We start from the raw sequence: 13591 nt of genomic DNA, 5'->3' as shown, positions 1-13591 counted from the left end.
CCCCTACACCCCACACCCTACTCCCCCTCATGAAACCAAGCTGTTAAAGCAACTGCCAGTGCATCTGCCGCATCATCCGGCTTAGGAATACTTTCTAAATTCAACTCCCGTGCTACGGCTTGCTGCACGTCATATTTGTCAGCATTTCCATAACCGGTCAGCGCCTGCTTGACTTGAGCGGGTGTAAACTCTACCATCGGCACGTTATGTTGTGCCAGCACTAACATTAAAACTCCCCGTGCCTGAGCCACCATAATCGTAGAACTCATTCGGTAGAAAAACAGTTTCTCAACGGCTACCAAATCGGGTTGACAATGCTCTACTAATGTGTGTAAGTCCTCATAAATTGTACAGAGGCGCACGCCAATCTCAGTTTTGGCAGGCGTTTGGATGACCCCAAAGTCTAGCAACTGCACCGACTCAGCCTTCGGCTTTGTTGGTAATTTGACAGAACCAACCCTTGTCCCTGCCATTGTTGCCGCTGTTTGGCAAATAATGGCTCCAAAGCCTAAAATTGCTAGTCCTGGGTCAAAACCCAAAATACGCTTTTCCATTCACTTGAGTTCTCACCTGTGCTAGCGAAAAACGCGATCGCATCTCATTGTCCTATCGCCTCCTAGTATAATTTCCACGAATGTATCCTGATGAATACCCACTTCCCCTTGATTAAGTAACATGGCAACGTTGACAGCAGGCAGCCTATGAAATCGAGTTAAATACTTGAGAGAATCCACTACTCTTGGTTAAAGTCTATCCAGTCTTGATGTTCCCCTTCCCTCGTACTTGTAATCAGTGATGTCCTCAATCAGTATTTTCAAACGCGCTCTACGCACCCTAAGATGTGAGTCAAGCGGTCGAACGCCCCGGCGCTTTAACCGATGGTTTAAATGGTTAGCTCCTGGCTTATTGATAAAACGCTGGTTGCTTTTAAGTGCGAGTGGTGTCCTGCTGACGAGTCTGGGGGTAGCAATCTGGGCAAAGCTGACGCCGATTTTTTACTTCATTCAACTCACGTCCGACATTCTGGAAAGCATCGCCACCTATGTCCCCAATTATGTATCAGGTCCGAGCGCTATTATTGTGGGTTTGATGTTGATTTTTTGGGGGCAAACCCGGACGGTTAGCTCAATTACCGAGGTGTTAAAGCCTGGAGGAGACGAGGAACTCGTAGACGTACTCATGGCACATCGCCGCCTTTACCGGGGACCGAAAATTGTGGTAGTAGGTGGTGGGACAGGTTTATCTACTCTACTGCGGGGACTCAAGGTTTATAGTGCCAATATCACGGCAATTGTCACCGTTGCCGATGATGGAGGTTCTTCTGGACGCCTGCGGCAAGAGTTTGGGGTATTGCCACCTGGAGATATTCGCAACTGTTTGGCAGCACTGGCAGACCAAGAAAAGTTATTAACTGAACTGTTTCAATACCGTTTCAAAGCCGGTAGTGGTTTAGTGGGTCACAGTTTTGGTAATTTGTTCTTAACCGCTATGAGCAATATTACCGGAGATTTGGAACGAGCGATCGCTGCTAGTTCTCAGGTTTTAGCCGTGCGGGGACGGGTGCTACCTGCAACCCTAAGTGACGTTTGCCTTTGGGCAGAATTAGCCGATGGGCGTCGGATTGAGGGAGAATCGAATATTACTGAAGCTAACGGTAAAATTATCAAGATTGGCTGTACTCCTGAAAATCCACCCGCCCTACCAGCCGTTATTAAAGCTATTGACGAAGCCGATTACATTATCATCGGACCCGGTAGCCTGTATACCAGTATCATTCCCAATCTTTTAGTCCCAGAAATTGCTGAAGCACTCGCCTCTCGTTCCGTTCCTCGCATTTATGTGTGCAACGTTATGACGCAACCGGGGGAAACCGATGGATACAGCGTCTCTGAGCATATCCGAGCCATTGATAAAGCCTGTGGTAAACAGCTATTTGATGCGGTGTTAGTCCATCGAAAAGTTCCCTCAGCCGAGGTGCTGATTAAGTATGCCCAAGTTAATTCCCATCCCGTTTTTCTAGATCGAGAAGCAACCCTTCTATTGGGACGTCGCATTGTTCAAGCTAATGTAATGTATGAAGATGAGCAGACTAATCTAGTGCGGCACAATCCCGAACGGTTGGCACGGATTTTGCTACGGTGGTACAGTCGAGCGCATTATGAACTGTAAGCAACCCCGCTCTTAAGAGACGGGGCTTCAGCAAATAAGCTATGAAGAGTAATTAATGACTAAATTTGTTTTGGCAGATGCTGAGGCAACGCGATCGCTCGGTGTTAGTCTAGGACAGTCTCTGCCGGCGGGTAGCGTGATTTTGCTTGAGGGAGATTTAGGTGCTGGCAAAACGACACTGGTGCAAGGAATTGGTGAGGGATTGGGGATTCGTGATGCGATTGTTAGTCCCACGTTTACTTTGATTAATGAGTATCCCCAAGGGCGTATTCCCCTTTATCATTTGGATTTATATCGCCTGCAGTCTGAAGAGGTAGAGGCGTTAAATCTGGAAAGTTACTGGGAAGGTATAGAAATGCCGTTGGGAATTGTAGCAATTGAGTGGGCAGAGCGTTTACTTTATTTACCACCCAATTATTTGCATATCTATTTAAAGTATTCAGCAGAGGGGGGGCGTCAGGCTGAATTGGTATCGGTGGGGAGTGGGGAGTAGGCTTTTGCCGTGAGCGTCAGCGTTCGACACTTCGAGAAGCCTCAGTGAACACTGAGCCTCTCCGCACTAAAGGCACTCCAGGATTCAACATTCTGCCTTATCTTCTTGACGAAATCTTTGCAGCCAATGTCGAAACAATAGAAGGAGCAATTCCTAAATACTTGACCACTAAGATATGCAGCCAAATATTCCACATCGCCATGGTTGTAGCCGTAGCGATCGCGGCTCCTATCGTGCCTAACATTGGAATTGCGATCGCATTTAACACCACATTTAGTAAAGCACTGTAGCCGAAGATGTAAGCCGACTGGTTTTGATGACCGGTCATACTCATTAAATATCCCACCGATCCAGCTCCTACATTCACAAGCTGCCCCAACACCAAAATCGTCATTTCCCCACGGGCAGCTACAAATTCTGACCCAAAAATGCCGAGAATGGACTCAGCAAACCCAATCAGGCACAAAGCAATCATCAAGGAGGGCCAGAAAATCCAATGAGCCACTGTAGAAACTAGCCTTTGCAAACTCTGGCGATCGCCTTGAACATACAGTGCAGAAAAGGCTGGGGCTGCAACTGTATTCACCGCCTGCAACACCACACTCGCCCAGATTGAGGTTTTCGCCGCCACACTGTAAATCCCGACGGCTTTCGGTCCAACCCAGGCTCCAATCATTAAGATATCGATTTGACTCAAGAGAATATGAAACCCCGCCGTGAGTAACAAAGGAAAGGCAACCGCTAACCACTCACGAGGCTTATAAATCGGAGGGGTACAGTAAACTTGTTGATTCCACCGCCCGCGCAGCAGCCATAACTGCACTAACACAACGACTAATAACCCTAATATAGAGAGGGTGATTGCAGGTACACTAGTCAGCGTCTGGTTTTGCTGAAACAGCACAAATGCCCCTAACATCACCAACAAGTGCCAAATAACTTGAAACGGAGCATACGCCAACGTTATCTGTCCTGCTGCTCTCGCCATTTCTGATTGCAGGTGCGCCAGTGCCACTAGCGGCACCATCCAAATACCCACTAGCATGGGGGTTGAGTATGCCCACTGCCGAATGGTACTCAACCCTAAAATGCTCGCCACGCCGCCTAAAGCCAGCAGGAAACCTGCCAGTAAAATGAGCTGCCAGCTACCCCGAATCAAGCCACGCAATCGCCCCCAATCTTCTTGAACGCTGTATTCCGGGATAAAGCGTACAACCGCAGTTGGCAACCCTAACTCAGCTAGAATTGCCAACAGTAATATCCAAGAGATGACATATTCATAAATGCCATACTCTACCGTTCCCATCCATTGAGCCAAAACGACCTGAGCAAGATATTTCAGTCCGAGACTAGAGACGAGTAAAACGAAGGCAACCCCTGCACCTCTAGCTAGAGCAGTTAACATGGCTGAGTGCTATAAGCAGGGGAAGAAGGGAAAAATTTCCCCCCTTACTCTTGTTTCCGAATAACCGAAGATGGCGATGGAACTGGTAAATTAGATGCACTACAACTGACTAAACTATCCAACGCTTACCATTGTAGGTCTGCGATGGAAGGGTCTCCCTCACTGAAATCCATGTCTGAATCAGTCGGTAACGTATCGAGATAAAAGCTGATCGCATTAACCTCATTTTTGAGTTCTGCGAACGCGACTTCTAACTGCTCAAGGGTTTTCGCGTCCAATCGAGGATTTAACCGCTGGTTAAGGGCATCAAGCTGACGATTGATGTCAGCGATCGCCTCATCTCCTTCATTGGCTAAGTTAACCTCAAAGGCACGCGGTTGATGCTCAGGCTGAGAGGGTGTCAGAGCATTGATCTGACGGTTAATCTCAGCGATCGCGTCCTCAACTCCACTCCACTGGATATCTGGAGGTGTTGGTAAATTCTCCAGACATAATTCCATGGCATTTAACTGAAAATCAATATCCTTAATGGCGTCATCATCTAAAGGAGCGGGTGAACCATCCGGACTCGACATCATGCTGTTGAGCTGATCCGTCAACTGCACAATCGCTTCTCCCAACTGCTCGACGGCTTGTATTTCAGGTCGGGCGAGAAGTTGTTGCTCGAGAGCTTGGAGTTGAGAGTTAATATCTGCAACAGATGCTTCTAGGGGACTGAGTTCGATTTGTGGAGCAGTTGGCAAATTACCAAGACGCAGGGCAATAGTATTGAGCTGTTCTTTCAGTTGAGCGATCGCAGTTTGTGCCAGTTGAATTGTTTGTGTCTCAGATTGGAAGCTGAACTTTTGGTTCAGAGCGTCAAGCTGATGATTGATCGTAGCAATGACTTGCTCTTCGGGGCTGAGTTCAATAGCTGGAACAGTCGGCGAACTCTCTAAGATATCTGGCACTGTTTCGGCAGGCGGTGACTGCTCAATAGGCAGGCTGATAGCATTTAACCGCTCACTGAGTGCTGCGATCGCTGCTTCGACTTCGTAAAGATCAACCGTTGAAGATGAGGACGTTGGTAGCTGATCAAGACGCAAGGAAACACTACTCAGTTGCTCCGTTAGCAGCTCGATTACTTGCAGTTCCGGTCGCTCGTTGAACTGTTGGTTGAGAGTGTCTAGCTGAGAGTTGATGTGAGTAATAGCTTCTTCGACTCCACTCAAGTCAGCGTCTGGGGCAGTAGGTAACTCGTTAACCCGTACTGTTAAAGTATCAACTTGACCCTTAATCTCGGCAATTGCCACCTCAACAGTACTCAAGTCTACTGGTGCAGCCGTGGGGAGTTGGGCGATCGCTGTTTGTAACTGCTCAATCGCTTCAGTTTCTGGGCGCTCGTTGAACTGTTGGTTGAGAGTGTCTAGCTGAGAGTTGATGTGAGTAATAGCTTCTTCGACTCCACTCAAGTCAGCGTCTGGGGCAGTAGGTAACTCGTTAACCCGTACTGTTAAAGTATCAACTTGACCCTTAATCTCGGCAATCGCCACCTCAACAGTACTCAAGTCTACCGTTGCAGAAGTTGGCTGCTGGTCGAGGCGTGAAGTTAGAGCATTAAGCTGCTCTGTTAACTGAGCGATCGCTTCTTGCTCTGGTCGAGTCTCAAAGTGTTGGCGCAGGGTGTCTAGTTGAGTGTTGAGCTGACCGTGAATTTGTACGATCGCTTCTTCTAACCCATTTAAGTCTGTCTCTGGGAGAGCAGGTAGCTGATCGAGCCGTAGCATTAATGATTCTAGCCGCTCATTAATATCAGCGATCGCTCTGTGTAACTCACTAGTATCTGTCGCTGGGGAGGTTGGTAGCTCATCAAGGCGCAACGTTAATGATTCTAGCCGCTCGTTAATATCGGCAAAACCACTCAGATTGGTTTCTGAAGACGCGGGTCGTTGATCGAGGCGCAACGTTAATGATTCTAGCCGCTCGTTGATATCGGCGATCGCTTCGTGTAATCTGCTCGTATCCGTCGCTGGGGATGTTGGTAGCTCATCAAGGCGCAACGTTAATGATTCTAACCGCTCGTTAATATCGGCGATCGCTTCGTGTAATCTGCTTGTATCCGTCGCTGGGGATGTTGGTAGCTCCTCAAGGCGCAAGCTTAGGGTACTCAGTTGCTCTGTTAGTTGCCCAATTGCTGTTTGCGATTGTTCGATCGCCTGTAGTTCGGGTCGGTTATCGAACTGTTGAGTGAGATCGTTGAGCTGAGAGTAAATTTGGGCAATGGCTTCTTCAAAGACACTCAGGTTAATTTCTGAGGACGCGGGGAGCTGGTCGAGGCGCGAGCTTAAGGTACTGAGTTGCTCTATCTCCGGTCGCTCGTTGAATTGCTGGTTGAGAGTATTAATCTGAGCGTAAAGTTGAGCAATGGCTTCCTCGAAACCACTTAGGTCAACCTCTGAGGAGGCGGGTAGTCGATCAAAACGTATCGCTAAGGTATTCACCCGCTCGTTAATATCGGCGATCGATCCGTCTAGGCTGCTCAGATCCACCTCTGAAGAGGTTGGCAGTTGCTCGAGATTCCGACTTAGGCTATTTAGCTGCTCTTTGAGTTCAACAATTGCTGCTTGCGATTGCTCTATTGCTTGTTTATCAGGTCGGGCATTGAATTGCTGAGTGAGGCTGTTGAGCTGATTGTTGATGGCTGGCAGCGTCTGAACTTGCTGGTGTAGATTTTGAATATGTTGATAGGCTTCTGTAATTGCGGTTGTTGTATTTTCTTGAGTCTGCTGTTGAAATTGGCGTCGATTAACTACGTTCAGGGCAAGGGCTATAGTCAGGGGAGTTGCTGCGTAGACGACTTGCTGAGATGTCACCGCTACGACGGTGCCTAAGGCGGAGCCAGCGAGGGATATGTATTCAGCAATATCTAGCCAGGACTGTTGTTTCATTTCTATCTCAATCTAGAGTGATGGTTTGGCGGTTTCCCTTAAAAATTAGTGGGGGTCGATGCCTTTGGCGGTTTGCTGCTGGCAAGCCCTGTTAAGCAAGTGCCTCCCTAGTGGAAAGGCTAAGGGGTGATTTCGCTAGTAGATTACCCTGACGCTGTACTTATACTTGCGATTCTCGAAGTTAAATTAAAGGTGCCATGAACTGAAATGGGTGCATCTAGACGTTTACAGGGATACGCTATTACATTCCGAGTAAACTTCCCTCTGTCCGGATTTTTTCAGCAGGTACGTTTTGCCTATTCCAAGGCTCCGTGGATCGCAGAAAGCCGATCAGCTTGAGTGACTCCTTGAGAGAAACTCCAGCTATAGAGTTCCCTAAAAACTAATCCAACTAACAGATTTGTTTTTTCTAATTTACTCGTTCTTGTAGACCTTGCCAATAAATAGATTCAGGAGGTTGATTAGTTCATAGAAAATGTCGGCTACTCTTTGTTAAAATTTCTCAGTGACAAATAAAAGCTGCTGGCTTTAAAGTGAAAATTGGATGAATTAAAAATGAATTTTTTGTAAATTTATTGATTTTCATGAACGAATATAGGTAAACTAGGAAATGTTTATGTTGAAATTGATTTCTCTCTAAATTAGAATACAAATTGTTAAAAAAGAAAATATCAATAAATTTAAACCCATGAAATTACCATGGTTGAGTTTACCGTAGCCATCTGCACTTATAACGGTGAAAACCTTTTGCCTGCTGTTTTAGATAGTCTGCGATCGCAGATTGGTCATGAGGAAATTAACTGGGAAATAATCGTCCTAGATAATAATAGCTGCGATAACACAGCGAACGTTGTTACAGACTACCAAGACACTTGGAAAGAAGCTTATCCGATTCGATATTACCGAGAAACTCAGCAAGGACTTGCTTTTGCTCGACGCTGTGCTATTAAGTACGCTTTGAAACGTTTTTTCCGTAACAATGGTTTGTCTCGATACTCTGTGCGAATGTTAAATTATAAAGCTTGGCAAATACCTTTGGTAATACCTGCTTATATGATAAATGACCTCAGAAAACTCGTTTTTCACTGGCTCAAGTATCGCCGCGTTCTAAAAAATGATAAAGTTGCGGCTGGAGAAATGGAGCTTCTTTTAGCAATTTTTATCAGTCATTTTTACAAAAACATATAAAAAATAGTCTGCAAAATATAGCTAATAAATGATAAATAACGATAAAAATAATGGTTAATTTACAACGAATAGATAATAAGTCAATCTTATTAAAACCAGATGATATTCTGTGTTTTGCAGTAATCCGAAACGAGACTTTACGTCTGCCTTTCTTTTTGAAGTACTATAGAGAAAAAGGGATTTGCCATTTTTTTATCGTTGACAATGATTCGGATGATGAGACGTTGAGTTATCTGTTGGAACAAACTGATACCTATGTTTGGCATACCCAAGACTCGTTCAAAAATAAGCTGGCTTGGCTAGAGTGGCTACTTAAAGACTACGGAAGTAATTATTGGTGTTTACTGGTTGATGCTGACGAAATTTTTTATTATCCAGACTGTGAAACAAAGCCGATAAAAGCCCTCTGTCGTCAAATCGAAGTACAAAAGAAAGATGCACTAAGTATCGTTATGTTAGATATGTACTCCGATAAGCCAATTCAGGAGGTGCAGTACGAGCCAGGAACTAATTTTTTAGAAGTTTGTCCTTATTTTGACAGAGAGTTTTACCATCACAAAGAAGGACTAATACACGATTATTACTGGGGAGGGTTAAGACAACGGGTATTTGGAAGTCAAACGGACAATCCCAAAAAACTCTATTGTCTAACGAAGTTTCCCCTAATTAAGTACCATAGCCGGATGCAACTCTATTCCGAGCATAGGATTAAAAATATAAAATGTTCTTCAACAACAGGATGTCTTTTACACTTTAAATATCCATCATCTTTTGTAAATTATGTCAAGAAAGAAATCCATCGAAATCAGCATTGGCAGGGAGCTGTTGAATATAAAAAATACGCCCAGCTTCTTGAAAAAAATGAAAACTTAAATTTATATCATGAAAACCTATCGGTAAAACTGGAAACGAGTCAGCAACTGATAGCAATGGGAATTATGAAACGAGGTTATCAAAGCTTTTTGTTTGAGGTTGGCTATGATGTCTATGTTCGACTGAGAGCTTTAGGCAAAGCATTATCTAAAAAACTTTGGAACTCCTGAGTTTCCCCCATTTGGTATAACTACGATAGCGGCAATCTTCGCCAGCAGCGATCGCTTGTGAGCGATTTCGCCTGTTAGCTTCCTCTAGTTAGCTCACCTGAGTGGGTGAATCCTGTAAGTAAGCCGCGCTTTGACAATGCTAATTTGAGCTTTAGCCATGGCAGGTAGAACCTAAAGGATTTGGATGATTATACGTTTAGCGTCGTTTTTTGTCTGTCTGCTGACTGTCGGGTTAATGTGCCAAAATTGTTGAAGCGAACACGTTTAACTATCCACTAGGAGATTCTTTTGTGCAGTCAGCTTACAACCCCGCCGAGATAGAGGAAAAGTGGCAAACAACTTGGACACAATTAGGCTCAGACCAAACCCCTACAGAAAAGGACAAGCAGAAATTTTACGCCCTGTCCATGTTTCCCTATCCCTCAGGCAACCTGCACATGGGTCATGTTCGCAATTATACGATTACGGATGTGATTGCCAGGATTCGTCGAATGCAGGGTTATCGGGTACTTCATCCGATGGGTTGGGATGCCTTTGGTTTGCCTGCGGAAAATGCGGCAATTCAGCGCGGAATTCATCCGGCAAAGTGGACGTATCAAAATATTGCTCAGATGCAGTCTGAGTTAAAACTATTGGGGCTTTCCTACGACTGGAATTGCGAACTTGCGACCTGTTCGCCGGAGTATTACAAGTGGACGCAGTGGATTTTTTTGCAATTTCTTAAAGCGGGATTGGCGTATCAAAAAGAAGCCGCCGTTAACTGGGACCCCATCGACCAAACTGTACTAGCAAACGAACAAGTCGATAGTGAAGGGCGTTCTTGGCGTTCCGGTGCTAAAGTTGAGCGCAAATTATTGCGGCAGTGGTTCCTGAAGATTACTGATTATGCAGAGGAATTGCTCAACGACTTAGAGAAGTTGACGGGTTGGCCCGAACGGGTCAAGCTAATGCAGGCAAACTGGATTGGTAAATCTGTGGGTGCTTATTTGGAATTCCCGATTGTGGGGATGGATGAAAAAATAGGTGTGTTTACCACTCGTCCAGATACGGTGTATGGCGTTACCTATGTGGTACTAGCGCCGGAACATCCGTTAACGCCAAAAGTTACCACCGCTGAACAAAAAGCAGCCGTTGATGCTTTCATTCAAAAAGTCTCAGAAGAAAGCGAATTAGAACGAACAGCGGAGGATAAGCCAAAGCAAGGAATTCCTACGGGCGGTAAGGCAGTTAATCCGTTTACCCAAGAAGAAATTCCCATTTGGATTGCTGACTACGTGCTGTATGAGTACGGCACGGGTGCGGTGATGGGTGTTCCGGCACATGATACCAGAGACTTCCAATTTGCAACCGAACAGAATTTGCCTATTCAAGTGGTCATTGTGCGGGCTGATGCGGCAGACGTCAAAGCTGCACCCAAGCAGGCTTACACTGAAGCGGGAATTGTGGTGAATTCTGACCTGTTTAATGGGATGGAATCCCCCCAAGCGCAGGAAGAGATTGTTAAATACGCTGAAAAACAAGGATGGGGCAAAGCACGAGTCCAGTACCGCCTCCGGGATTGGTTAATCTCGCGCCAGCGGTATTGGGGTGCGCCAATTCCGGTGATTCACTGCCCGAAGTGCGGCATAGTGCCAGTGCCGGAAGCAGACTTGCCCGTGCAGTTGCCGGAAGATGTGGAATTTACTGGCGGTCGCATTTCGTCCTTATCACAAGTTGAAGGATGGACAGACGTGCCTTGTCCGACCTGCGGCACTCCAGCGAAGCGGGAAACGGATACGATGGATACGTTTATCGATTCGTCGTGGTATTTCTTGCGATTTACGGACGCAAGAAATGAGTCTCAAGTCTTTGACCCTAACAAAACCAATGACTGGATGCCCGTTGATCAATATGTAGGCGGGATCGAACACGCAATTTTGCACTTATTGTACTCGCGGTTCTTTACGAAGGTATTGCGCGACCAAGGGCTTCTCAACTTTGACGAACCCTTCCAACGCCTATTAACTCAAGGTATGGTTCAGGGCTTAACCTACATGAATCCCAGAACTGGGAAGTGGATTCCTTCTGTAGAAGTAGATTCTGCTGAACCCAAAGATCCAGAAACGGGGGAAGCGTTGGAAGTCTCTTACAAAACGATGTCCAAGTCTAAGTATAACGGTGTTGCGCCTGAGGCAGTGATTAACAAATACGGCGCAGATACGGCGCGGATGTTTATCCTTTTCAAGGCACCGCCAGAAAAAGACTTGGAGTGGGATGATGCGGACGTGGAAGGGCAATTCCGTTTCCTCAACCGTGTTTGGCGTTTGGTGACGGATTTTGCTTCCGCTAATTCTGAATACTCGATTGCAACACCAGAGACGTTGAGTAAGTCGGAAAAAGACTTACGACGGGCAATTCATACAGCAATTAAGGAAGTTACCGAGGATTTAGAGGACGAGTATCAGTTCAATACGGCTGTCTCGGAGTTGATGAAACTCAGTAACGCCCTTACGGATGCCGATTGTAAGAACTCACCCGTATACGCGGAAGGAATTGAAACCTTAATTGTGCTGTTGGCACCCTTTGCACCACATATTGCTGAGGAACTCTGGCACGGAATTGGTCATACTGATTCAGTACACGGGCAAGGCTGGCGCAAAGCTGACGCGGGTGCCTTAGTGGTGGATGAGATTCCCTTAGTGATTCAAGTTAATGGTAAACTGCGGGGTACGATTCAAGTGCCAGCGCAAGCCGATAAGCAAGCATTGGAACAATATGCCCGTAAATCGGAAGCCGCCCAGCGTTATATCGAGGGTAAGGAAGTTAAAAAGGTAATTGTAGTGCCTGGTAAGTTGGTGAATTTTGTGGTGGTTTGAAAGTAACTTTCGTCTTTCAAAGTGAAGAAGCGTATTTGTTTTTAGTGGTGTCTAAATCTTGGGCAAAGGACATTGCTACTCCCCACTCCCCACTCCCTACTCCCCTTTTTCTCCCCCTTAACCCAAAAACTCCCCAACTGTGGCACTCTGAAAAAGAGAAATACCTGATACATCTTGCCACTTTAAATTATCCAGTAGTCTATGCAAACCCTTCCAACCCCTCAAACTGCTCCCAAACCCCCAGAATTCGATACCACCATCCATCGCCGTAAGACTCGCCCAGTGCAAGTCGGTAACATCACCATCGGCGGTGGTTATCCGGTGGTAGTGCAGTCGATGATTAACGAAGATACCTTAGATATCGAGGGTTCTGTGGCTGCAATTCGCCGCCTGCATGAGATTGGCTGCGAAATTGTCCGTGTCACCGTGCCAAGTATGGCGCACGCCAAAGCCCTTGCAGAAATCAAGCAAAAACTCATCCAGAGGTACCAAGCTGTACCCCTAGTTGCCGATGTTCACCACAACGGCATGAAAATTGCCCTGGAAGTTGCCAAGCACGTTGATAAGGTGCGGATAAATCCAGGGTTGTACGTCTTTGAGAAGCCAAAACCTAGTCGCAGCGAATACACCCAAGCTGAATTTGACGAAATTGGTGCAAAAATTAAAGAAACCCTAGAACCTCTAGTTATCTCTCTACGCGACCAAGGTAAGGCGATGCGGATTGGGGTTAATCACGGTTCTCTGGCTGAACGAATGCTGTTTAGCTACGGCGATACCCCCGAAGGGATGGTGGAATCGGCACTGGAATTCATCCAAATTTGCGAATCCCTAGACTTCCGCAACATCGTTATCTCCTTAAAAGCCTCCCGTGTCCCGGTGATGCTAGCGGCGTATCGGCTGATGGTAAAACGGATGGATGAGTTGGGTATGGATTACCCCTTACATCTTGGCGTTACTGAAGCGGGTGATGGGGAGTACGGGCGAATTAAATCTACTGCTGGGATTGGCACCCTGTTAGCTGAAGGCATTGGTGATACCATCCGCGTCTCCCTCACTGAAGCACCTGAAAAAGAAATTCCCGTTTGTTATAGCATTCTGCAAGCCTTGGGACTGCGGAAGACGATGGTGGAATATGTCGCCTGTCCTTCTTGCGGTCGCACGTTGTTTAATTTAGAAGAGGTGCTGCATGAAGTTCGGGAAGCGACTAAGCACTTGACTGGATTAGATATAGCAGTAATGGGTTGTATTGTCAATGGGCCCGGTGAAATGGCAGATGCTGATTATGGGTATGTGGGTAAGCAACCGGGTTATATTTCCCTGTATCGCGGCAGGGAGGAGATTAAGAAGGTGCCAGAGGATAAGGGTGTTGAGGAGTTGATTAATTTGATTAAGGCAGATGGACGTTGGGTAGAGCCTTAAGCTATCTGATAACTGGCGATTATTCTGGAGTTCCAGGATAGTCGTTTTAAATTCCCAAATAAATTTAGGATTCCGTTATGAGGCTTTCCCAT

General features: G+C 46.2%; 9 protein-coding genes. 6 read left to right on the top strand and 3 right to left on the bottom strand.

Features of this window, described 5'->3' with window-relative positions:
• Positions 1–17 precede the first annotated feature (17 nt).
• Positions 18–554: a crossover junction endodeoxyribonuclease RuvC gene (gene ruvC, locus IQ257_RS13995; protein WP_193873793.1), complete on the bottom strand. Its 537-nt coding sequence runs from the start codon at positions 552–554 to the stop codon at positions 18–20.
• A gap of 241 nt (positions 555–795) precedes the next feature.
• Here ruvC and IQ257_RS13990 point away from each other — a divergent pair, with 241 nt between their 5' ends.
• Positions 796–2169 (top strand): gluconeogenesis factor YvcK family protein, encoded by a 1374-nt coding sequence (locus IQ257_RS13990; RefSeq protein WP_193873792.1) that lies wholly within the window; start codon positions 796–798, stop codon positions 2167–2169.
• Between the two features lie 55 nt (positions 2170–2224).
• Positions 2225–2662 carry a tRNA (adenosine(37)-N6)-threonylcarbamoyltransferase complex ATPase subunit type 1 TsaE gene (tsaE, locus tag IQ257_RS13985; protein WP_193873791.1) on the top strand — a complete coding sequence of 146 codons (438 nt, stop codon included), beginning with the start codon at positions 2225–2227 and terminating at the stop codon, positions 2660–2662.
• A gap of 97 nt (positions 2663–2759) precedes the next feature.
• Here tsaE and IQ257_RS13980 read toward each other — a convergent pair whose 3' ends face one another.
• Both IQ257_RS13980 and IQ257_RS13975 read right to left on the bottom strand, forming a co-directional pair.
• A complete protein-coding gene (locus tag IQ257_RS13980) occupies positions 2760–4067 on the bottom strand; it encodes an oligosaccharide flippase family protein (RefSeq protein WP_193873790.1) in 1308 nt (435 codons plus the stop codon).
• A 125-nt stretch (positions 4068–4192) separates the two neighbouring features.
• The gene (locus IQ257_RS13975; RefSeq protein ID WP_193933068.1) at positions 4193–6994 is read right to left on the bottom strand and encodes a hypothetical protein; all 2802 of its coding nucleotides are present in this window, start codon (positions 6992–6994) and stop codon (positions 4193–4195) included.
• Positions 6995–7693: 699 nt separating this feature from the next.
• Here IQ257_RS13975 and IQ257_RS13970 point away from each other — a divergent pair.
• From IQ257_RS13970 to ispG, 4 genes are all read left to right on the top strand, one after another.
• A complete protein-coding gene (locus tag IQ257_RS13970; protein ID WP_193873788.1) occupies positions 7694–8182 on the top strand; it encodes a glycosyltransferase in 489 nt (162 codons plus the stop codon).
• Positions 8183–8232: 50 nt separating this feature from the next.
• Positions 8233–9225 carry a glycosyltransferase family 2 protein gene (locus tag IQ257_RS13965; RefSeq protein WP_193873787.1) on the top strand — a complete coding sequence of 331 codons (993 nt, stop codon included), beginning with the start codon at positions 8233–8235 and terminating at the stop codon, positions 9223–9225.
• A gap of 290 nt (positions 9226–9515) precedes the next feature.
• Entirely contained in the window at positions 9516–12080 is a 2565-nt protein-coding gene (gene leuS, locus IQ257_RS13960) for a leucine--tRNA ligase (protein ID WP_193873786.1), read from the top strand.
• Positions 12081–12281: 201 nt separating this feature from the next.
• Entirely contained in the window at positions 12282–13499 is a 1218-nt protein-coding gene (gene ispG / locus IQ257_RS13955) for a (E)-4-hydroxy-3-methylbut-2-enyl-diphosphate synthase (RefSeq protein ID WP_193873785.1), read from the top strand.
• Positions 13500–13591: the final 92 nt, after the last annotated feature.

The organism is Coleofasciculus sp. LEGE 07092 (genome assembly GCF_015207375.1).
Taxonomy (GTDB): domain Bacteria; phylum Cyanobacteriota; class Cyanobacteriia; order Cyanobacteriales; family Coleofasciculaceae; genus LEGE-07092.
This window is presented reverse-complemented; position numbering and strand designations above follow the sequence as displayed.

Excerpts from the sequence above, each read along its gene's own strand:
- IQ257_RS13965 (WP_193873787.1), top strand. The coding sequence starts at position 8,233 with ATGGTTAATTTACAACGAATAGATAATAAGTCAATCTTATTAAAACCA.
- ispG (WP_193873785.1), top strand. The coding sequence starts at position 12,282 with ATGCAAACCCTTCCAACCCCTCAAACTGCTCCCAAACCCCCAGAATTC.
- ruvC (WP_193873793.1), bottom strand. The coding sequence starts at position 554 with ATGGAAAAGCGTATTTTGGGTTTTGACCCAGGACTAGCAATTTTAGGC.
- IQ257_RS13975 (WP_193933068.1), bottom strand. The coding sequence starts at position 6,994 with ATGAAACAACAGTCCTGGCTAGATATTGCTGAATACATATCCCTCGCT.
- IQ257_RS13980 (WP_193873790.1), bottom strand. The coding sequence starts at position 4,067 with ATGTTAACTGCTCTAGCTAGAGGTGCAGGGGTTGCCTTCGTTTTACTC.
- IQ257_RS13990 (WP_193873792.1), top strand. The coding sequence starts at position 796 with ATGTCCTCAATCAGTATTTTCAAACGCGCTCTACGCACCCTAAGATGT.
- tsaE (WP_193873791.1), top strand. The coding sequence starts at position 2,225 with ATGACTAAATTTGTTTTGGCAGATGCTGAGGCAACGCGATCGCTCGGT.
- IQ257_RS13970 (WP_193873788.1), top strand. The coding sequence starts at position 7,694 with ATGGTTGAGTTTACCGTAGCCATCTGCACTTATAACGGTGAAAACCTT.